This is a genomic window from Streptomyces sp. RLA123 (assembly GCF_056270165.1).
The window spans coordinates 5,607,111-5,627,586 of sequence record NZ_JBWDOR010000003.1; the positions used below are offsets into that span (position 1 = coordinate 5,607,111).

The window sequence follows — 20,476 nt, forward strand, 5'->3', positions numbered from 1 at the left end:
GCGTACTTTCCGCCGGGGTCTCCGGATTGCCCTGCTAGGAGCCGAACGTGAGCACCAGCTTCGGCGTGTTCGCCGAGGACGGTGCCTGCCGCGACCACAGCCACAGCGCGTCGGTCCCGGTGCTGGTCACCGCCATGCCGTACGAGCCGCCGAGCGACCCGCTGAGCTGCGCGGTGTCCAGCGGCACCGTGTACGCCGTGGAGATGGTCGTGGCACCGGTGAGCGTGCCGAGCACCGTCGAGGACAGTGCCGGGCGGCTGGTGTACGTGGTGCCGGTCTCCGTCCACGTCCCGGTCACCGGTACCACCGAGGCGGTGTCGTTGGTCCCGGCCGTGGGGTCGCTGCTCGTGGTCAGCCGCAGGATCGCGCTCTTCAGGGTCTGGCCGGCCGGGGCCGACGGCAGGCTGAAGCGCAGATAGCTCAGGTACGCCGAGCTGCCGCGCACGGCGAGCGACCCGGAGGTGCCGTAATTGCTGGACGGCGCCCCCGCGTTGACGTACGTGTCCTCGGTCGCGGTCAGCGTGGTGACCGTGTCGGCGGGCGCGCTGGCCAGGTCGTAGTGATGGGCGATCTGGGCGGCGGTGAGCGCCGCCGGGTAGACCGCCGTCTCGTCGATCTGCCCGTTGAAGTAGTTGCTGGACGGTTGCAGGGGCCAGCCGTTGAGGTTGTCGCCGCCCGCGCGCCAGTAACCCGTGTAGTTCTCGTTGCTGGTCTGCGGGTTGGTGCCGGAGAGGGCGCCGTCGACGTAGAGCTTCATGCCGCCGCCGTCCTGGGTGGCCACCACGTGGTGCCAGCCGCCGTCGTTGTAGGACGCGCCGCTGGTGATGGTGTTGGTGGCACCGGTGTAGACGCCGAAGACCAGCCGGCCGTCGTTGGTCATGTAGACGTGCTTGTCGTACTGGCCGCTGGTGCCGGTGGTGGAGTTGCCGAAGCCGACGATCTTGCCTCCGACGGTCGTGGTGGTCCTGAACCAGGTCTCCACGCTGAAGGTGGCCGGCCGGCTGTGGCTGCGGTCGCTGTAGACCCACTGGTTGGAGCCGTTGAAGCCGATCGCCGTGCTGGCGCCGGTCACCGCGGCCGGGGTCTGCCGGTAGGACGGACCGCCGACGTAGTCGCCGTTGTCGTCCGTGCTGGAGGCGTCCGCGGCGGAGGTGCCGCCCGCCTCGTCGTAGCGCCAGTACAGCGTGGCGCCGTCGTCCAGCACCGCCGCCGGGTAGCTGTTGCTGCCCGAGGCCACGGTCACCGTGGCGGTCGAGGAGAGCGGGCTGGTGTTGGTGCCGTCGCTCGCCGACACCCGGTAGCCGTGCACGGACCCGGGGGTGAGCCCGGTGTCGGTGAAGCTCAGCTGCGGGCGCACCCACGGCAGGGAGGTGCCGGTGGTCGTGTACACGGGGGTGGGTCCCCCGTCCCGGTAGACCTTGTACGTCAGCACGCTGTCGTCGTTGTCCAGGCTCGCCTGCCAGGTCACCTTGACCTTGCCGGCCGACAGGCTGGCCGCGCCGGCCTCCGGGGTGGTCGGGTTGCCGGTGTCGGGGCCTGACGCGAAGCGGGTCAGGCCCTGTTGCGCGCCGCCGTCGACGGTGGTGAACTCGCCGCCGACCCACAGGTAGTCGGTGTCGTTCTTCGACGAGACCGCCATCACGCGCGGGCCGATGCCCTCGCCGAGCCCGTCGTTGGTGTCGGGGAACCAGCCGAGCAGATGCGGATCGGTCACCGACTCCGCCAGCAGGTGCTTGCGCCGCTGGTCGGGGTACTCGCCCATGCTGCTGCAGTCGTGCGCGTGCGAGCCGCTGTAGAGCACGCTCTCGTAGACCTCGACGGACTGGGTGGCGCCCAGGCAGTTGTCGCGCCATCGCTGGTCGAAGCTGCCCGCGTCGAAGGCGACGCGGCCGTCGAACACACCGCCGCCGGTACCCTCATTACCCGTGTAGAGGCCGGTGGCGTCGTCGGTGATGTCCTTGACGACCGAGGTCGCCGGGAAGAACCCCATCGGGTACGCCTTCGTGAGCGACCCGTCGCCGCCGTCGACCACCGCCAGGGCGTGCGAGTCGGCGCCCCCGATGGTGTCGAAGTCGCCGCCGATCATGACGTGTCCGCCGTCCGGGGTGACCTGCACCGCCCGTCCGGGCTTGTCCCCCGACGGGTTCCAGGAGGTCAGGGACCCCGAGGAGGTCAGCGCCGCGAAGTAGCGGCGGGACTGGCCGGCGACGGTGGTGAAGTCGCCGCCCGCGTAGACGGTGTCCGCGGTCGCGTCCAGCGCCCGCACGGTCGCGGAGACCGCCGGGTGGAAGGAGGCGATCGGGGTGCAGGTGGCCAGGTCGACGGCGGTCAGGCTGTTGACCTGGACGCCGTTGACGGCACTGAAGTAGCCGCCCGCGTAGAGCGTTCCGCCGTCCGGTGAGACCGCCAGCGCGCGTACGGTGGCGGTGCTGCCCGCTCCGATGGTGAACGACAGCTTGCAGCCGGTCGGCGCTCCCGTCGCCGCGTCGAAGGCGGCGAAGTTCACCGCGGACTGCTCGTCGCTGCCCGACCCCGATCCCGGCGGCCGGACGGTGGAGAAGGTGCCGCCCGCGTAGACGACTCCCTGTGCCTGGGCCATCGCCCAGACGATGCCGTTGGTCTGCCAGGTCGGCAGGTCGTCGGCGGTCATGGCCACCGGCGAGGTGAGCGCGGTCGCGGCGGGTGCCACTGCCATCCCCGCCCCGGCCAGCGCGCCTGCCACCAGCGCACCGGCGGCCGTCATTGCCCCAAGTCTTCGCATGTGCCCCCCAAGGCCCACTCGTGCACAAGCGGCCCATTCGCCCGCCTGTGGTCGGCACCATAGGGGTATGTGAACAGGGCCGGTAGAAAGTTTGACGAAATTGTGTTCACTGGATACCCGAGCGGATGTTGCCCGCCCGACATCTGCCGTGGCGGGTGCGTCCCGGTACGCCCCCGTACGCCCGGTTGCGTCCCGGGGGGAGTGGCGGAGCGCGGAGCCGCCGGGATCCCGGCGGCCGCGTCAGCGGTCGATGCGCACCGTGGCGCCCGCGAGCTGCTGCTCGACCTGCGCGCAGTCGGCGTCGACCATGATCCGGGCCAGCTCGTCCACCCGTACCGAGGGCTTCCAGCCCAGCAGTTCCCCGGCCTTGCTCGCGTCGCCGATCAGGGCGTCGACCTCGCTGGGGCGCTCGTACTTGGGGTCGTAGCGGACGTACTCGGCCGGGTCGAGGCCGGCGTGCGCGAAGGAGGTGTCCAGGAACTGCCGTACGGTGGCCGCCTCCCCGGTGGCCACCACGTAGTCGTCCGGGGTGTCCCGCTGCAGCATCATCCACATCGCCTCGACGTACTCGGGGGCGTAGCCCCAGTCGCGGACGGCGTCGAGGTTGCCCAGGTAGAGCCGGTCCTGGAGGCCCGCCTTGATGCGGGCGACGGCGCGGGTGATCTTGCGGGTCACGAAGGTCTCGCCCCGGCGCGGGGACTCGTGGTTGAAGAGGATGCCGTTGACCGCGAACATGTCGTACGCCTCGCGGTAGTTGACGGTCGCCCAGTAGCCGTACACCTTGGCGCAGCCGTAGGGGCTGCGCGGGTGGAAGGGCGTCCGCTCGTTCTGCGGCGGCGGGGTCGCGCCGAACATCTCGGACGACGAGGCCTGGTAGACGCGGGTGTCGACGCCGCTGGCGCGCACGGCCTCCAGCAGCCGGACCGAGCCGAGGCCGGTGACGTCGCCCGTGTAGAGCGGCGCGTCGAAGGAGACGCGGACATGGGACTGCGCGCCCAGGTTGTAGACCTCGTCGGGCCGCAGGTCGCGCAGCAGGTTGACGAGGGCCACGCCGTCGGAGAGATCGGCGTGATGGAGCGTGAAGGAACGATTCGCCTCCTGTGGCCCCTGGTAGATGTGGTCGATCCGCTCGGTGTTGAAGCTGGACGACCGTCTGACGAGGCCGTGCACCGCGTAGCCCTTGCTCAGCAGCAGCTCCGCGAGATAGGAGCCGTCCTGGCCGGTGACACCCGTGATCAGGGCGCTCTTGCCCATGCGCTGTCCCCCCCTGGGGTCGGATATGTTTCCTTTGCGTACTGATGTTTGGATTCAGCCCCTATGGGGTGACCCGGGCTGGCAGAATCCGCTGTCATGACCCAAGCGAACGCAACCCTGCCGGAGCGCGCCCGGATCTTCGTCGCGGGCCACCGCGGACTGGTCGGATCGGCGCTCGTCCGCCGGCTGGAGGCCGAAGGGCACGAGGTGATCACCCGCGGCCGCGACGAACTCGACCTGCGGGACGCGGTGCGCACCGAGGCGTTCCTGACCGGGACCCGCCCGGACGCGGTGGTGCTGGCGGCCGCCAAGGTGGGCGGCATCATGGCCAACAGCACCTACCCGGTGCAGTTCCTCGAGGACAACCTGCGGATCCAGCTGAGCGTGATCGCCGGCTCCCACGCCGCGGGTGTCGGGCGGCTGCTCTTCCTCGGCTCGTCCTGCATCTACCCCAAGCACGCGCCCCAGCCGATCCGCGAGGACGCGCTGCTCACCGGCCCGCTGGAGCCGACGAACGAGGCGTACGCGCTGGCCAAGATCGCCGGCATCGTCCAAGTGCAGTCCTACCGGCGGCAGTACGGCGCGTCCTTCGTCTCCGCCATGCCGACCAACCTCTACGGTCCCGGCGACAACTTCGACCTGACGTCCTCGCACGTGCTGCCGGCCCTGATCCGCCGCTTCCACGAGGCCCGCAGCGCCGGGGCCCCCGAGGTGGTCCTGTGGGGCTCCGGCACACCGCGCCGGGAGTTCCTGCACGTGGACGATCTCGCCGCGGCCTGCGCGCTGCTGCTGCGCTCCTACGACGGCGACGAGCCGGTCAACATCGGCTGCGGCACCGATCTGACCATCCGCGAACTGGCCGAGACCGTGCGGGAGGTCATCGGCTACGAGGGCGGCATCGCCTGGGACACCGGCAAGCCCGACGGCACACCGCGCAAGCTGCTCGACGTGTCGCGGCTGGCCGGTCTCGGCTGGAAGCCGGAGATCGCCCTGCGCGACGGCATCGCCGCGACGTACTCCTGGTGGCGGGAGCACGGCGCGGACTGAGCCCCCGGACCGGGACCCCGGCAGGTCGGGCATCAGTATGCTCCGCGGCCGTCGACCACGGCCCGGAGCGTACGGGCCATCAGGTCGACGTCGCTGGTGAACGTCCAGTTGTCCACATAGCGCAGATCGAGCTGGAGGGTCTCGTCCCAGGAGAGCTCGGAGCGCCCGCTGATCTGCCACAGGCCGGTCAGGCCCGGCTTCACCGCCAGCCGCCGCAGCTCGACCTCGTCGTAGCGCGCGACCTCCTCGGGCAGCGGCGGACGGGGGCCCACCAGGGACATGTCACCCCGTAGGACGTTGAGGAGCTGGGGCAGTTCGTCCAGCGAGCAGCGGCGCAGGATGCGTCCGACCCGGGTGACCCGGGGGTCGCGGCGCATCTTGAACATCAGGCCGTCGTTCTCGTTGGCGGGCGCCAGTTCCGGCTTGCGGTCGTCCGCGTCGGCCACCATCGTGCGGAACTTCCACATCGTGAAGGGCGCGCAGTCCAGCCCGTGGCGGATCTGCCGATAGAAGACGGGGCCCTTGGAGCCCAGCCGGATGGCCGCCGCGATGACCCCGAACAGCGGGGAGAGCAGCAGGAGTCCGACCCCGGCGCCGACCCGGTCGAGCGCCGACTTGAGGGTGACCTGCACCCCGCGCCGTACCGGCGGGCTGATGTGCAGGAGCGTGAGCCCGGCGGCGGAGGTGAGCTCCACGCGGCGCTCGGAGACGTCGGTCAGGCCGGGCAGGACGGCCAGCGGCACCCCCCCGTCGTGCACCGCCCACGACAGCCGGCGCAGCCGCTCCCCGGCCATCCGCGGGCCGGGCGCCACCAGCAGCAGGTCCGCGCCGAGTTCGCGGGCGGCGGCCAGGACGGCACCGGAGTCCCCGCTCGGGCGGGCCGGCGGCAGCGAGTCCAGCCGGGCGGCGACCGGGGCGCCGCACTCCAGATTGGCCAGACCGACCGGGACCGCGCCGACCACCACGTACTCGTGGTCGGTGCGTGCCGCCAGATGATCGACCACGTAGTCCGCCGCGCTCGGCTCGCCGACCACGAGCACCCGCCGCACGGCATGGGCCTCACGCCGCGAGGCAATCAGGTGATGGTACGTCAGTTTGCGGCAGGCGGCGGTCAGCAGGAGTCCCGGGGTGAGCGCCAGCAGCGCCATCAGCGGCTCGGAGGCCTCGCCCACCACGGTGCGGACCATGGCCAGCACGCCCAGCAGGATCAGCCAGTCCTGGAGCACCGAGCGCGCACTGCGCGACTCGCCCAGCACCCGGCCCGCGTAGCGGTGCCGCCCCGCCTGCACGCAGGCCCATGACAGCGCCGCGGTCCCCGCGCAGAGCAGGGGATGGGGCTGGCCCGTGGCGTCGAAGACGAGACCGACGGGCACGCCGACCCCGGCGGCATCCGTGACCAGCGCCGCCGGGAGATACCAGCGCGCCTTGTCGCTCGACCCGTGCGGAGCCGCGACCACGCGGCCCTGTACGGGAGTTGTTTCCATCTCTTCCGAACTGGGTATATCGACCCGCCGCATGGACCCCCCTGGCACAACGCGACAAAGTGGGCACACCTGCCACTTCCCCAAGTAGCTGTGTGCCGTAGTAAGCCGGAACGCTATGCCAAACAGTTGTACGTTCGCTGCGGTTTACGAAATTTCGGAGGGCCGTTGTCCTGAAGTTCACGTTCGGCTGGATCTGACCACTCCAGCGAAGCGTCCACTCCTTTGTGGCTGGTTGCGCCTGTTTTGCAGAATTTGGTGATCGATCGGCGGGTTTGCCCGCAACGGGACGGTCTTGTGTGCAACCGGCCGGGCGTGCTGCACCGGACCCCGGGGGAGCGGCGATTCGGTCGCCCGTTCGGCCGTCCGGGTGATGTGCGGGGCCGCGCGGCCGTGGACCGTCCCCTCGCGGAGCCCGCGCCGCCGGGGCCGGTGGTGGCGGAGAAGGCCCTTACCCTTGTCCCTTGTGTCCACTCTGCATGCCGCCCTCGCCGACCTCCTCGACGGGGTTCCCCCGGGCCGCGCCGCCCAGGCCGTCGACCGCCTGATCACCACGTACCGGGGGCGTACGCCCAGCAGCACGCCGATCCTCCGCGACCGCTCCGACGTGGCGGCCTACGCGTCCTACCGCATGCCCGCGACCTACGCGGCCGTGTACGCGGCGCTGGCGGAGTTCCGCGACCGGGCAGGCGCATGGGCGCCGGGCAGCCACGTCGACGTGGGCGGCGGCACCGGCGCCGCGACCTGGGCGGTCGCCGACGCCTGGGACGAGGGCACGCACACCAGCACCGTCCTGGACTGGTCGGAGCCCGCACTCGTCCTCGGCCGCGAGCTGGCCGGCGGCGCCGGGCACGAGGCCGTACGGCAGGCGCAGTGGGTGAAGGCGCCGCTCGGCATCGGGGCGCGGCTTCCCGAGGCCGACCTGATCACGCTCTCGTACGTCATCGGCGAACTGCCGGACGCCGACCGCGAGGCCGTCGTCGCCGAGGCCGCCCGGGCCGCGCGCGGCGCCGTCCTCGTCGTCGAGCCGGGCACCCCCGACGGTTACGCCCGTGTGCTCGCGGCCCGCGACGCCTTCGTCGCGGCCGGCCTGCACGTCCTCGCGCCCTGCCCGCACGACGGGGCGTGCCCCGTGCAGGCCCCCGACTGGTGCCACTTCGCCGCCCGCGTCGCCCGGACCTCGCTGCACCGCCAGGTCAAGGGCGGCTCCCTGCCCTACGAGGACGAGAAGTTCAGCTATGTCGCCGCGGCGCGCTTCCCCGCCGGGCCCGCGCCGGACCGGGTGGTGCGCCACCCCCAGATCCGCAAGGGGCAGGTGCTGATCGACCTGTGCACCGTCGAGGAGGGGCTGCGGCGCACCACGGTCAGCAAGCGGCAGGGCCCCCTGTACCGGGCGGCGCGCGACGTGGCCTGGGGTGACGCCTGGCCGCCCCCGGACGCCGCCGAGTAGCCGCCCCGCCCCGCGCCTCAGCCGCCCAGCACCGCCATGGCCGCGTTGTGGCCCGGGATGCCGCTGACGCCGCCGCCCCGCACGGCGCCCGCGCCGCAGAGCAGCACGTTGGCGTGGGCCGTCCCGACGCCCCAGGCGTCGGCGTCCGCTGCGTCGTGCCGGTCGTGCCGGTCGTTCCGGGCCTCCCGCGCGTAGGGGAAGGACAGGTCCCGGTGGAAGATGTGCCCGCCGGGGAGCCCGACCTCCCGCTCCAGGTCCAGCGGCGACTTCGCCTCGATGCACGGCCGTCCGTCCGCGTCGACCGCCAGGCAGTCCGCCAGCGGCTCCGCGAGCACCGCGTCCAGCTGTGCGAGCGTGGCCCCCAGCAGGGCGTCCTTCGCCCCGGCCGGGTCGGCCGCGAAGAGCCGCGCGGGGGCGTGCAGCCCGAACAGGGTGAGGGTGTGCATCCCTTCCGCGACGAGCCCGGGGGCCAGGATCGTGGGGTCGGTCAGCGAGTGGCAGTAGATCTCCGAGGGCGGTGCCGTGGGCACCGCGCCGGCCGCGGCCTCCTCGTACGCCGTCTGGAGCTGGGTGTACGACTCGGCGATGTGGAAGGTGCCGGAGAACGCCTCGCGCGGGTCCGCGTCCGCGTCCCGCAGCCGCGGCAGGCGGCGCAGCAGCATGTTGACCTTGAGCTGGGCACCCTCGGGCCTGTCGGGGGCGGTCTCGCCGAGCAGGCCGGCCAGGGCGTGCGGCGAGGCGTTGACCAGCACGTGCCGGGCCGACACCCGGCCGCCGTCGAAGTCCACCTCGGCCCGGGTCCCGTCCGTGGCGATCGCGGTGACCTCGGTGCCCGTGGCGATCTCCGCCCCGGCCGCCCGTGCCGCGTCCGCCAGGGCGTCGGTGAGCGCGCCCATGCCGCCGACGGGCACGTCCCAGTCGCCGGTGCCGCCGCCGATCACGTGGTAGAGGAAGCAGCGGTTCTGCAGCAGCGAGGGGTCGTGGGCATGCGTGAAGGTGCCGATGAGGGCGTCGGTGAGCACCACGCCCCGCACCACGTCGTCGTCGAACGCCGCCTCGACGCTCTCGCCCAGCGGCCGCTCGAACAGCTGCTCCCAGGCCCGCGGGTCGTCCACGATCCGCTCCAGCTCGCCGCGCGAGGGCAGCGGACCGGTCAGCGTGGGGAAGACCCGCTCGGCGACCCGCTGGGTCATTCCGTAGAAGCGCTGCCATGCCTCGAAGTCGCGGTCGGAGCCGGTGAGCCGCACGAAGCTCTCCCGGGTGCGCGCGGCCGACCCGGCGTCCACGAGCAGGCCGCCGTCCCCGTGCGGGGTGTACGAGGAGATCCGGCGCCGCCGCACCGCGAAGCGCAGGCCCAGGTCGTCGACGATCTTCCGGGGCAGCAGGCTCACCAGGTACGAGTAGCGCGACAGCCGCGCGTCGAAGCCGCTGAACGCCCGCGTCGAGACGGCCGCGCCTCCGGTCGAGGGAAGCCGTTCCAGCAGCAGCACCGAGCGGCCCGCCCGGGCGAGGTACGCGGCGGCGACCAGGCCGTTGTGGCCGCCGCCCACGATCACGGCGTCGTAGGTGGTCCGAAGGGGCCGGTGGGGGTGCGGCTGCTGAGGCATGGGCCCCTTCGTATCACGGTCAGTCGCGCAGCTCCATGGTGCAGCACTTCACGCTGCCGCCCGCCTTGTGCAGCTCGGACATGTCGACCGTGAGCGGTTCGAAACCGCGCTCCCGCAGCGGCTTGAGCAGTCCCTTGGCCGCGGCCGGGACCAGGACGTTCAGGCCGTCGCTGACGCAGTTCAGGCCAAAGGCGAGCGCGTCGTCGCGGGTGGCGATCAGCGCGTCGGGGAAGAGCCGGCGCAGCACCGACCGGCTGCCGGGGGAGAAGGCGTCCGGGTAGTACATGACCTCGTTGCCGGAGAGCACGCACAGCGCCGTGTCCAGGTGGTAGAAGTGCGGGTCGGTGAGCTCCAGGCCGATCACGGGTCTGCCGAAGTACTCCTGGAGCTCGGAGTGCGACAGCGGGCTGCTGCGGAAGCCCTTGCCGGCCAGCAGCCAGCTCTCGGTGACCGTGAAGTCGCCCTCGCCCTCGTTGATGTGCTGCGGGTCGTGGACGTGGGTGTAGCCGCGGCCGAGGAACCAGTCGCGGTGCGCCGGGGCCTCCGCCCTCCGCTCGATGTTGGCGAAGCGGGCGCCGAAGACCCGTCCGTCCACCACGGTCGCGCCGTTCGCCGCGAACACCATGTCCGGCAGGCCGGGCAGCGGCTGCAGGATATCGACGGCGTGTCCCAGCGAGCGGTACCGGTCGCGGAGGTCCTCCCACTGGAAGAGGGCGAGCGCGGGATCGACCGGCTTTGCGGGGTCCATCCAGGGGTTGATGGAGTAGGTGACCCGGAAGTACGTGGGAGGACACATCAGGTACCGCCGGAACGAAGCGGTTCGCGCTGCGCTCAATGAAGGCTCCTCGCGGTGTGGTTGAGGCCGTTGTGCTCATGGTGGACCCGCGACGGACATCGCGCACCGGATTGCGGACGGAAAAATGCCCGTTCGGCCCTGGTGGGCCGCCTCTAAGGTGAGCGCATGCCGACACCCAGTCCCGCGTCCCCCGACGCCCTGCTTCCCGAGACCCGCCGTGCTCTGCTGCACCGGATCGCGGTCGCCCAGTCCACCGCCCGTACGCCCTCCCTCGTGGCGGCCGTCGTGCGGGACGGCCGCACCGTGTGGACCGGCTCGCGGTCCTGCGTGGACGGGCACGCGCCGGACGCGGACACGCAGTACCGGATCGGCTCGATCACCAAGACCTTCGTGGCCGTGCTGGTCATGCGGCTGCGCGACGCGGGACGCCTCGGGCTGGACGACCCGCTGGACAAGCACCTCGGCGCCACCGCCGCGACCGGGGTGACGATCCGTCAACTCCTCGCGCACACCGCGGGACTGACCTCCGAGCCGCCCGGTCCGTGGTGGGAGCGCACCCCCGGCGCGCTGCGCCCCGACATCGACGGGCTGCTGGGCGAGCGCGCCCGGCTGCACCCGGCCGGTGAGCGGCACCACTACTCCAATCCGGGCTTCGCCCTGCTCGGCGCCGTCGTGGAGCGGCTCCACGACGGGCAGCCCTGGGACGAACTGCTCTGGTCCCAGGTGCTGGAGCCGCTCGGCATGACCCGCACCACGCGCCGCCCGCAGGCCCCGCACGCGGGCGGCTGGGCCGTGCACCCGTACGCCGAGCTGATGCTGCCCGAGGCGGTCCACGAGACCGGCCTGATGGCCCCGGCGGGCGAACTGTGGTCGACGGCGGACGACCTGTGCCGCTGGGCGGCCTTCCTGGCCGCGGGCCACGGGAACGTCCTGTCCGCCGCCACCATGGAGGAGATGCGCCGGCCCGCCGCGCCCGGCGGCGACCACGGCCTCGGGCTCCAGCTGACGACGGCGGCGGACGGCCGGCCGCTCGTCGGGCACGGCGGTTCCATGCCCGGCTTCGTGGCCGGGCTGTGGTGCGACGTCGCCGAGGGACTGGGCGCCGCCGTCCTCGCCAACTCCACGACCGGCGCCCAGACCGGGGCCGTCGCCCGCGACCTGATGCGGATCGTGACCGAGCGCGAGCCGCGCATCCCCGAGCCCTGGCGCCCGGTCTCCGACCCCGATCCGGAGCTGCTGGCGCTGACCGGCCCCTGGTACTGGGGCACCTCCGCCCATGTGCTGCGGGTCGCCGCGGGCCGCGACCTGGAGCTCGCCCCCGCGGACCCCGGCGGCGGCCGCGGCGCCCGCTTCCGCGCCGGGCAGGACGGCACCTGGACCGGCCGGGACGGCTACTACGACGGCGAGACGCTGCGCGTGGTCCGCTCGGCAGAGGGCACCGTCACCCACCTCGACGTCGGCACGTTCGTCTTCACCCGCACCCCCTACGACCCCGCCGCCCAGGTGCCGGGCGGCGTCGACGAGGCCGGCTGGGGGGCGCACGGGGCCTGAGGGGGGTTGCTCAGGCGGTGAGCGGGAACTCCCGTCCGAGCGCGCCCAAGACGGCCGCGTTGTGGGCGAAGGCCCGGCGGCACTCCTCGACGACGCGCTGCTTCTCCAGCTCGTCGGCCGGCAGGGCGTCCAGCAGGGCCCGGTACTCCCGTTTGAAGGCGGCGGGGTTGCCGATCGCCTCGAAGACGTAGAAGCGCACGCCGTCGCCCTTGCGGGGGAAGCCCCAGGTCCGCTCGGCGATGCCGCGGATGACCTGGCCGCCGGAGAGGTCGCCGAGGTAGCGGGTGTAGTGGTGGGCGATATAGCCGCCGGCCAGCGGTGGGCGGTCTCGGTGATGCGGGCGGCATAGGCGGCGGTCTCGGGCAGTGCCGCCGCCCGGGACCGCCAGCCGGCCCCGAGCAGGTGGCCGAGGTCACGTTCCAGGGCGGCGACCCGCGGCAGCTCCGGCCGCAGGAAGGGAGCGGCGACGGGGTCGCAGGCCAGGGTCCCGGCCGCGTCCTCCAGGGCCCGGTAGACGAACCACAACTGCTCGGTGTAGCGGGCGTACGCGCTCACTCCGAGACGCCCGCCGAGCAGGTCGCCGATGAACGTGGAGTTCTCCGCCTCGGTGTGACGGTCATGACTGGCGGCGCGGATCACCACGGAGAACGGGGTGGCTCCGGAGGGGCCGGCAGTCGTCAAGGGGAGCCTCCTGCGGTCGAGCCGTGCAGGAGTCGTGCCCACTGAGGGCAGCCTGAGTCGACGGCTTGCCGACAACCTGTCGGAAACCACGTTACGTCCTGGCGGTGCGATATGGGGGCATTTGCGGGTTACCATCCCCCATTCGAGGGACCTTCCGGGCACCCCGGGTGCGGACCGGATCGGTACAGGGCGCAGGATGGAAATCCACCATCCGTGGATTCCGCTTACGTCTTTTCCTTCGTTACGTAGGGTGGAGCGAGGGTTCGTACGGGCGAGGGAAGGGGCTCGATGGTCACCAAGGGCAGGTTGTCCGGCTGGTTGCGCCGGAAAGCGGGGGAGCGGGACGCCGACGGCGGGGACGGCCTCGCCCAGCGGACCCCGGGCGCCCGCGACCGGGACGACCTGCTGCTGGCAGCCGCCGCGGCCGGCCTGCCGCTGGCTCCCGCCGCGCACCCGTCCGCCGAGTCCGGCTACCGCTGCTCCTGCGACCGGATCGGCTGTCCCACCCCTGGCACGCACCCGGTCTCCTTCGCCTGGCATACCCAGGCCACCACGGACCCGGAGAAGCTCCAGCGCTGGCTGCGCACCCAGCCGCTCGCGAACTTCATCACCGCCACCGGCATCGCCCACGACGTCCTGGACGTCCCCGCAGAGGCCGGCCGGATCGCCCTGGAGCGGCTGGCCGCCGAGGGCGCCGAGACCGGGCCGGTCGCCGTCTCCGACGGCCGGACGCTCTTCTTCACCGGCACCCGCGCCACCGCCGACGAGGACGAGTGGTGGCCCTGCGAGCTGGACTGCCATCCCGAGACCCTGGACGAGCACCCCGGCCTGCGCTGGCACTGCCGCGCCAGCTATGTGCTGATGCCGCCCTCGCGCCTGCCGTCGGGCGCCGTCGTGGCCTGGCTGCCCGGCCACGGCCCCGACCGCCCGCTGCCCGACCCCCTGCCGCTGCTCACCGTCCTCACCGACGCCTGCGCCCAGATCGAGCACGAGCCGGAAACGGCCGGCTGGATCGGCTGAACCCCGCGGACGGCCGGCCCTTCCCGGGCCGCCGCGTCACTCCCCGCGGGCCGCGACCAGGCCGATGACCCGGCTGCGGAAGACGATCCGTCCGCCGTCCTTCTTCGCCGGGACGACGACGGCCTGCCGCGCGACCCGGCCCAGCGTCACCGACTTCTTCGCGGCGCCCGTCATCAGGGCCTTGGTGTAGGCGTTGACCGGCGGGGCGACGCCCGGCCGGAGCATCGTGATCTTCGCGGTGTGGTGCGAGGCGAAGAAGACCAGCGCCCCGCCGTCCTCGGTGCGCAGTGCCACCGGGGCGAACTCATCGTTCGTGGCGGGCTGGTCGGCGTACTGCGTCGCCGAGTCCGCGGTACGGGCGCCCTTGGCCCGCTCCGAGATCTGCTGCGAGGTCGCCGAGCCCGGGGCGAAGACGGAGGTGTCCTTGGCGTCGCCCTTGCCGAGGTAGCCGGCGTACGCCTTGCTCAGCGCGCCCGGTTCGACCAGCAGCCCCGAGCCGGCCTCGGGTACGGCCTCGACCCGGCCGTCCGCGTCGTGGGCGAACCGCGGCAGGGACCCGGCCCGGAAGACCGCGACGTAGGAGGCGCGCCAGCCCTCGGAGGCGGCGGCGCGCTCGAAGACCAGGAGCCAGCGATTCGCCGCGGGGGCGGCGCCGCCCACGCCCACGGCCGCGTCGGCGACGAACCACTTGGGCCAGCCGACCTGCCGCGGTATCAGGAAGTCGGCGTCGCTGAGGATGAGTTCGCGGAAGTCCGGGTTGCCGCCCGGTGCGGTCGCGTGCCGCGCCGTGAGACCGGCCTCGTCGACAGCGCCGAGGGGGCCGGTCTCCACGGTGGCGATCAGCCGTGCGTCGAGATTCTTGTTCGCCTCGTTGTTGACCTCGGCGAAGTGCGCCAGTGCCTTCGCGGCGTCAGCCTTCGTCACCGACGGGACGAGCGCCCGCTCCCCGTGCACCGTCACGCACCCGGCCAGCGGCGTCGTCATCGTCAACAGGGCGAGCGCTGGCAGGAGTCGGGACCTGCGGGTCATCGGACGTGGGCTCCTTCGAGGCGGCGGCGGGCGCCTTCGCGACCGGCGCGGCAACCCTACCGGGGCGCAGGAAGAAGAACATCGCCGGTACGAGGTACAGCGCCCAGACCGTGACCTGCAGCCAGGTCGGGTCCGGCTGGAAGTTGAACACTCCCTTGAGCAGCGTCCCGTACCAGGAGTCGGCGGGGATCTGCGCGCTGATGTCGAAGGCCCGCGCGCCCAGTCCGGGCAGCCAGTCGGCCTCCTGGAGGTCGTGGAAGCCGTACGCGAGCACGCCCGCCGCCACGACGACCAGCATCGCGCCGGTCCAGGTGAAGAACTTGGCCAGGTTGATGCGCACCGCGCCGCGGTAGAACAGCCAGCCGAGCACCACGGCCGTGAGCAGTCCCAGCGCCGCGCCGACCAGCGGTCGCACGCCGTCGTCGGTGGCCTGCACGGCGGTCCAGATGAACAGCGAGGTCTCCAGCCCCTCACGGCCCACCGCGAGGAAGGCGGTGACGATCAGGGCGCCGGTGCCCATGGCGACCGCGGCGTCCAGCTTGCCGTGCAGCTCGGCCCGCAGATGCCGCGCGGTGCGCCGCATCCAGAACACCATCCAGGTCACCAGGCCGACCGCGATGACCGACAGCGAGCCGCCGAGCGCCTCCTGCGCCTGGAAGGTCAGCTCGGAGGAGCCGAACTGCAGGGCGGCGCCGAAGCCGAGGCTCAGCAGCACCGCGGCGCCGACACCGAGCCAGACCGGCGGCAGCTTGTCCTTGCGGTCGGTCTTCACCAGATAGGCGACCAGGATGCAGACGACCAGGCTGGCCTCCAGGCCCTCACGGAGTCCGATCAGGTAGTTGCCGAACATCCGCCGTCACTTCCTTTCAGTTGTTCTCGAAGAGCGCGCGGCCCCACCAGTCGCCGGTGTCCCGGACGCCCGGCGGTACGGCGTAGACGGCCGAACCCACGTGCTGGATGTATTCGTTGAGCGCATCGGTCTTGGCCAGCCGCAGTTGCAGCGGGATGAAGCCGTCGCGCACGTCGCGCTGGTAGGCGATGAAGAACAGCCCCGCGTCCAGCCGTCCGAGGCCGTCGGTGCCGTCGGTGAACGAGTAGCCGCGCCGCAGGATCGTCACGCCGCTGTTGTCCGGGTGCGAGAGGCGGACGTGCGCGTCGGGCTTCATCGCCTTGAAGTCCGGGGTGTCCCGCTCGTGCTTCCTGCCGAGCGGGGCGCCCTCGCCCTTGGTCCGGCCGAAGACGTCCTCCTGCTCGCGCAGGGAGGTCCGGTCCCAGGTCTCGATGTGCATCCGGATACGCCGGGCCACCAGGTACGAGCCGCCGGCCATCCAGGACGGGCCGTCGCAGGAGGGGACCCACACATGCTTGTCCTGGGCGGACTTGTCGGAGCCGGCGACGTTGTGCGTGCCGTCCTTGAAGCCCATCAGGTTGCGCGGGGTCTGCTCGTCGGGCGTGGTCGAGGAGGTCTTGCCGAAGCCGAGCTGCGACCAGCGCATCGCGACCTTGCCGAAGCCGATACGGGCCAGGTTGCGGATGGCGTGCACCGCCACCTGCGGGTCGTCGGCACAGGCCTGGACGCACAGATCGCCGCCGCTGCGGCTCGCGTCCAGGTTGTCGCCGGGGAACTTCGGCAGGTCCACCAGGGCCTCGGGGCGCTGCCCGGTGAGCCCGAAACGGTCCTTGCCGTCCGCGCCCCGGAAGAGCGAGGGGCCGAAGCCGACGGTCAGCGTGAGCCGGGAGGGCTGCAGACCGAGGGCCTCGCCGGTGTCGTCCGGCGGGGCCTCGGCGAGACCGCCGACCGCGCCCTCGCCGACCGACCGGCCCTGCGTCATCCTGCGCGCGGCCTCGGTCCACTCCTTGAGGAGCGCGATCAGTTCCTCGCGGTCCTCGGTCGTGACGTCGAAGGACGCGAAGTGCAGCCGGTCCTGGACCGGAGTGGCGATGCCGGCCTGATGCGCGCCGTGGAAGGCGATCGCGCTGCCCGCGGACGCCGCGGGCTGCACGTCGTTCCCGTTGCGGACGGCGGCCACGGCGCTGCCGGCCGCGGCGGCGCCCAGGACGACCCCGGCGCCGGTCCAGCCCAGCAGCGTGCGCCGCGAGGTGGTGGTTTCCTCGGACATGGCTCCCCAGTCCTCCGTGACTACTTGGCGACGGCCGCGGCGAGCTTGGACAGCGGCTCGGCGAGCGCGTTGACGCTGTCCGAGAGGCCCTTGCGGTCGGCCTTGCCGACGGTGTCGTACGAGACGAACGTGTCGCCCTCGCGGTACTTGCCCAGCAGCCCCGTCAGGGCCGTGAACTGCTTGTCCAGTTCGGTGGTGAGCGCCGGGTCGTTCTCGGCGGCGACCGGCTTCAGCAGCTCGTACGCCTTCTGCGCGCCCTCGACGTTGGCCTGGAAGTCCGACAGGTCCGTGTGGGAGTAGCGGTCCTCCTCACCGGTGATCTTGCCGGTGGCGACCTCGTCCAGCAGCTCCTTGGCGCCGTTGGCCATGCTGGTGGCGGTGATCTCGGCCTTGCCGACCCGGGTCTGCCAGTCCTTGAGGTCGGTGACGAGCTGGTCGGCGAGGGTGCCCTCCTCGGCGCCGACCTTCTTGTCCTTCCACAGGGACTTCTCCAGGCGGTGCCAGCCGGTCCACTTCTGGCCGTCCTCCAGACCGTCCTCACGGGTGTCGGTCAGGGGGTCGATGTCACCGAAGGACTCGGCCACGGGCTCGGTGCGCTCCCAGCCGACGCGCGAGGGCGCGAAGAGCGACTTGGCCTTCTCCACGTCGCCTGCCTTGACGGCGTCGGCGAACTGCTGGACCACCGGGAGGGTCTGGTCGGCCTGCTCCTGGGCGTACGTGCGGTACGCGGCGACGGCCGCGTCCAGGCGCGGATCGCTCGTGACGGCGCCCTTGCCGGTCACGGTGATCTTCTGGCGGATGCCGTCGCCCTGCATGCCGGGCTTGCAGGCGATCTCGTACGAGCCGGCCTTGATCTCGGCGGTGATGGTGGCCTTGGTGCCCGGGCCGATGTTCTCCCGCTCGGTCACGATCTTGTCGCTGGGCGTGTAGACGTAGACCTCGGTGACCTTGGAGCCCTTGTTCTCCACGGCGAACTGCACATGCCCGGCCGGGAACGTGGTCTTGGACACGTCGCAGGCGGTGTCAGAAGCGGTCACGGCTATCGCGTCCGAGGAGGCGCTGTCCGCCTTCTCCGCGCACCCGGTCACAGCGGTGACGGCGACCACTATGCCGGCGGCGGCTACTGCGGACATGCGGACGGCGGACATACGGGCTCCTGGCGGATCGGTGTGGCGAGACTTAGGCAAGCCTTTCTGTGGAAAGGCTTGCCTAACCTACCCAAGCCTCATCTCGCCTTGCCCACTATTGGGTAAAGAAGAAGTAATGAAGGGCGCGGCGGCATTGGGTTGCGCGGGGTCGGCGGGGGGCACCTCAGGGCAGGGTCAGTACCTCGGCGCCGGTTTCCGTGACCACCAGGGTGTGCTCGAACTGCGCGGTGCGCTTGCGGTCCTTGGTGACCACCGTCCAGCCGTCCTCCCACATCTCCCACTCGTGGGTGCCCAGGGTCAGCATGGGCTCGATGGTGAAGGTCATGCCCGGTCTCATCACCGTGGTGGCGCGCGGGTCGTCGTAGTGCGGAACGATCAGACCCGAATGGAAGGACGTGTTGATGCCGTGGCCGGTGAAGTCGCGCACCACGCCGTACCCGAAGCGCTTGGCGTACGACTCGATCACCCGGCCGATCACATTGATCTGCCGGCCCGGCTTGACCGCCTTGATCGCGCGCGTCAGGGATTCTTGGGTGCGGTCCACCAACTGCCGTGATTCCTCGTCGACTTCGCCGACGAAGTAGGTGGCGTTGGTGTCGCCGTGCACTCCGTGGATGAAAGCGGTGACATCGAGATTGACGATGTCCCCGTCGCGCAGCAGCGTCGAGTCGGGGATGCCGTGGCAGATCACCTCGTTGATCGAGGCGCACAGCGATTTGGGGAAACCGCGGTAGCCGAGGTCCGAGGGGTAGGCCTGGTGGTCGCACATGTACGCGTGGGCGATCCGGTCCAGTTCGTCGGTGGTGACCCCGGGCGCGATGGCCTTCGCCGCCTCCTCCATCGCCTGCGCGGCGATCCGGGACGCGATGCGCATCTTCTCGACGGTCTCCGCGGACTGCACCTCCGGCCCGTCGTACGGCCGCGGGGCCGGACGGCCCACGTACTCGGGCCGCGGGATCGAGGCGGGGACATGACGCGTGGGGGTGAGCTTGCCGGGCACCAGGACAGACATGTCAGCGAGTGTATCGGCGGCCTGTCGGGCAGCATGGCGGCAGGACGTCGTACGAGGAGGAGCGATGGCGCCGTTCAGGAGGGTCCGCAAGCCGGCCGGAAAGCCCGGTGAGTGGTTCTACTGCATCGAGCACAGAAAGGTGGAGGAGGGTCCGGAGTGCCCGGCCAAGGACCGTATGGGGCCGTACCCCAGCCGGGCCGACGCCGAACGCGCGATGGAGACCGCCGCCGAGCGCAATCTGCAGTGGGAGAACGACCCGCGGTGGAAGGACCAGCCGCGCGAGGGCGAGGGCGGCTGAGCCGCCCCGCCGTGACCGGGCGCACTGTGCGGGGATGACGGGGGCGAGCCCGCACCGGCCGGGGTCCCGTGACGACATCGGTCTTCACGGGACCCCGGCCGGTGCGCGGCAGCCGGACTCCTCCGCGCCCGCGGCCGTTTCACCCGATTGGTCAGTCCCGGCGGACCGGCCCGCATCACCTGGCGTCCCGGCACGTCCTGGCGGCTGCCCGCGTCTAGCACATGACCCCCCTTCCCGTCCGAAGTTTCGAACGCATTGAGGTTCGGACCGAGGGCGCTCCGTTTCACAGGGCATGCGGACCGGATCCGACCACGGCAGGTCGGACGAAGCCGGAGGAAACTGGAGAAAAGGGGCCCCATGTCCAGGAAGCGCAGGCTCGGGACCAAGCAGAAGATCGCGCTGATGACGGGCGCGGCGACGCTGGCAGGCGGCTTCGCCGTGGCGACCATGGCCAGCGGTCACGCCTCCGTGGTGTGCGACGGCCTCGACCAGGCGATACGCAACAACCAGGCCTTCATCGCGGGGCAGCGGGCGAACCCCGACGCGCAGTCGGCGGCCCGTATCGCCAACCGTGAGGCGGTCATCCAGCAGATCAACGTGCAGCGCCGGGCCTCGGGTTGCGGTGCGGCCCCCGGGGCTCCCGCGGCCGCGGCCCCGGCTGCGCCCGCCGCGCCCGCGAACCAGGGGCAGAGCCAGGGGCAGGGCCAGGCGCAGCCGCCCGCCGCGCCGCCCGCGGGCGCGGTGACCGGTCAGGTCGTCTGCCCGGGTTCGACGGTGACGCTGTCCGGCGAGGCGGGCGCCCCGGCCGCGTCCAGCAATCAGTTCCCGCTGGGCACCAGGCTCAAGGTGACGAACCTGGACAACGGCAAGTCGACGACGGTCGCCGTGACGTCGACCTCCGGGAGCTGCGCGCTGCTCAACAACGCGGCCTTCGAGCAGGTCCGCGAGCCGGGCAAGTTCCTCATCCGCAAGGCGCGTATCGAGCGCGTCCGCTGATCCCGGCCGGCCCGCGCCCGTCCGCGCCGGCCGCCCGGCCCTCCGGGCCACCGCCGATCCAGGAAGCGGCGGTGGCCCGTACCTCTTGACGAGGGCACGACATTCGGCTTCAATCCGGCGTGATAGGTCCAGACCATCGGTCCAGACCACTTGCCCGGCACCGTCTGAACCCCCCGCCCCCCACTGGGAGGTCACGTGCTCTTCCGTCGTCAAGTCCCGCGGACC

The 20,476-nt window shown here is 72.0% G+C and carries 16 protein-coding genes and 1 pseudogene; 6 read left to right on the plus strand and 11 right to left on the minus strand.

Annotated features, from left to right (window positions below; all coding sequences use genetic code 11):
• Positions 1–34: 34 nt before the first annotated feature.
• Positions 35–2,743, minus strand: a complete 2,709-nt coding sequence (locus tag RV983_RS25610) for a LamG-like jellyroll fold domain-containing protein (RefSeq protein WP_475988070.1) — start codon at positions 2,741–2,743, stop codon at positions 35–37.
• Between the two features lie 258 nt (positions 2,744–3,001).
• Entirely contained in the window at positions 3,002–4,015 is a 1,014-nt protein-coding gene (gmd, locus tag RV983_RS25615; RefSeq protein WP_475988071.1) for a GDP-mannose 4,6-dehydratase, read from the minus strand.
• Between the two features lie 96 nt (positions 4,016–4,111).
• Here gmd and RV983_RS25620 point away from each other — a divergent pair, with 96 nt between their 5' ends.
• A complete protein-coding gene (locus tag RV983_RS25620) occupies positions 4,112–5,062 on the plus strand; it encodes a GDP-L-fucose synthase family protein (RefSeq protein WP_475988072.1) in 951 nt (316 codons plus the stop codon).
• Positions 5,063–5,094: 32 nt separating this feature from the next.
• On the opposite strand, the gene RV983_RS25625 is transcribed toward RV983_RS25620, so the two are convergent.
• Positions 5,095–6,546, minus strand: coding sequence for a sugar transferase (locus RV983_RS25625; RefSeq protein ID WP_475988073.1), 1,452 nt, complete (start codon positions 6,544–6,546; stop codon positions 5,095–5,097).
• Positions 6,547–7,009: 463 nt separating this feature from the next.
• Between RV983_RS25625 and RV983_RS25630 the strand changes: the two genes are divergently transcribed.
• Positions 7,010–7,993 carry a small ribosomal subunit Rsm22 family protein gene (locus RV983_RS25630; RefSeq protein WP_475988074.1) on the plus strand — a complete coding sequence of 328 codons (984 nt, stop codon included), beginning with the start codon at positions 7,010–7,012 and terminating at the stop codon, positions 7,991–7,993.
• Between the two features lie 17 nt (positions 7,994–8,010).
• On the opposite strand, the gene RV983_RS25635 is transcribed toward RV983_RS25630, so the two are convergent.
• Both RV983_RS25635 and ddaH read right to left on the minus strand, forming a co-directional pair.
• Positions 8,011–9,600: a phytoene desaturase family protein gene (locus RV983_RS25635; RefSeq protein ID WP_475988075.1), complete on the minus strand. Its 1,590-nt coding sequence runs from the start codon at positions 9,598–9,600 to the stop codon at positions 8,011–8,013.
• Between the two features lie 19 nt (positions 9,601–9,619).
• On the minus strand, positions 9,620–10,435 hold the full coding sequence (gene ddaH / locus RV983_RS25640; protein WP_475988076.1) for a dimethylargininase: 816 nt from the start codon (positions 10,433–10,435) through the stop codon (positions 9,620–9,622).
• Between the two features lie 126 nt (positions 10,436–10,561).
• Between ddaH and RV983_RS25645 the strand changes: the two genes are divergently transcribed.
• Entirely contained in the window at positions 10,562–11,947 is a 1,386-nt protein-coding gene (locus RV983_RS25645; RefSeq protein ID WP_475988077.1) for a serine hydrolase domain-containing protein, read from the plus strand.
• A gap of 10 nt (positions 11,948–11,957) precedes the next feature.
• Here the strand turns inward: RV983_RS25645 and RV983_RS25650 are convergent.
• Positions 11,958–12,628, minus strand: a pseudogene (locus RV983_RS25650) (biliverdin-producing heme oxygenase).
• Between the two features lie 288 nt (positions 12,629–12,916).
• Here RV983_RS25650 and RV983_RS25655 point away from each other — a divergent pair.
• On the plus strand, positions 12,917–13,648 hold the full coding sequence (locus RV983_RS25655; protein WP_475988078.1) for a bifunctional DNA primase/polymerase: 732 nt from the start codon (positions 12,917–12,919) through the stop codon (positions 13,646–13,648).
• Positions 13,649–13,684: 36 nt separating this feature from the next.
• On the opposite strand, the gene RV983_RS25660 is transcribed toward RV983_RS25655, so the two are convergent.
• The 5 genes from RV983_RS25660 to map all read right to left on the minus strand — a co-directional run bounded on the left by RV983_RS25660 (position 13,685) and on the right by map (position 18,957).
• The gene (locus RV983_RS25660) at positions 13,685–14,677 is read right to left on the minus strand and encodes an SCO2278 family lipoprotein (RefSeq protein ID WP_475988079.1); all 993 of its coding nucleotides are present in this window, start codon (positions 14,675–14,677) and stop codon (positions 13,685–13,687) included.
• Positions 14,559–15,527, minus strand: a complete 969-nt coding sequence (gene efeU / locus RV983_RS25665) for an iron uptake transporter permease EfeU (protein WP_475988080.1) — start codon at positions 15,525–15,527, stop codon at positions 14,559–14,561. Before efeU ends, RV983_RS25660 begins: the two co-directional genes overlap by 119 nt.
• Positions 15,528–15,543: 16 nt before the next feature.
• Complete coding sequence (gene efeB / locus RV983_RS25670; protein ID WP_475988081.1) at positions 15,544–16,797, minus strand: iron uptake transporter deferrochelatase/peroxidase subunit; 1,254 nt, start codon at positions 16,795–16,797, stop codon at positions 15,544–15,546.
• Positions 16,798–16,817: 20 nt separating this feature from the next.
• The gene (gene efeO / locus RV983_RS25675) at positions 16,818–17,945 is read right to left on the minus strand and encodes an iron uptake system protein EfeO (RefSeq protein ID WP_475988082.1); all 1,128 of its coding nucleotides are present in this window, start codon (positions 17,943–17,945) and stop codon (positions 16,818–16,820) included.
• 163 nt (positions 17,946–18,108) lie between these two features.
• Positions 18,109–18,957, minus strand: coding sequence for a type I methionyl aminopeptidase (gene map, locus RV983_RS25680; RefSeq protein WP_475988083.1), 849 nt, complete (start codon positions 18,955–18,957; stop codon positions 18,109–18,111).
• Between the two features lie 64 nt (positions 18,958–19,021).
• Here map and RV983_RS25685 point away from each other — a divergent pair, with 64 nt between their 5' ends.
• Together RV983_RS25685 and RV983_RS25690 are read left to right on the plus strand one after the other, a co-directional pair.
• Positions 19,022–19,255, plus strand: a complete 234-nt coding sequence (locus RV983_RS25685) for a hypothetical protein (protein ID WP_319662240.1) — start codon at positions 19,022–19,024, stop codon at positions 19,253–19,255.
• Between the two features lie 357 nt (positions 19,256–19,612).
• Positions 19,613–20,251 carry a hypothetical protein gene (locus RV983_RS25690; RefSeq protein ID WP_475988084.1) on the plus strand — a complete coding sequence of 213 codons (639 nt, stop codon included), beginning with the start codon at positions 19,613–19,615 and terminating at the stop codon, positions 20,249–20,251.
• The last annotated feature ends 225 nt before the right edge of the window (positions 20,252–20,476 follow it).